This window comes from Actinomadura sp. SCN-SB (assembly GCF_043906805.1).
Lineage (GTDB): Bacteria > Actinomycetota > Actinomycetes > Streptosporangiales > Streptosporangiaceae > Spirillospora.
Window position 1 is genome coordinate 1 of record NZ_JBIMPP010000201.1, and the last position, 455, is coordinate 455.

Genomic DNA, 455 nt, shown 5'->3' on the forward strand with positions numbered 1-455 from the left:
GTCCGTGGCCAACTCGTCCACAAGGAGCGGACCAAGACCGAGGACTCGGCCGGCGTCATGCCGCTTCCGGCGATCTGTGTCACCGCGCTCCGACTCAGGCAAAAGCGTCAGGAAGCCGAATGCGGTGCGCGCAAGGAGGCATGGAGGGGCAAGGGCCTGATATTCACCACCCGGACGGGCCGGCCGATCGAGCCGCGAAACGTCAACCGCAGCTTCGCCTACCGATGCGAGCGAGCGGGAGTCCGGTTCATTCGCGTGCACGACACCCGGCACACCTGCGGTCGCCTCCTGGCCGCTCTGGACGTCCACCCCCGGACGGCGATGCAGATCCTCCGACACAGCCAGATCAGCATCACAATGGAGGTTTACACCGAGGTACCGACTGAGGTCACCAGGGAGGCTCTGAAGAGGCTGGGGGCGAGCCTTGCTGGCCCTGGAGTTCAGGTCTCTGGGGA

The 455-nt window shown here is 65.7% G+C and carries 1 protein-coding gene; it reads left to right on the top strand.

The annotated features are described in order from the left end of the window. A partial coding sequence (locus ACGWYJ_RS39045) for a tyrosine-type recombinase/integrase (RefSeq protein WP_395111759.1) occupies positions 1 to 455 on the top strand: 455 nt, incomplete at both ends.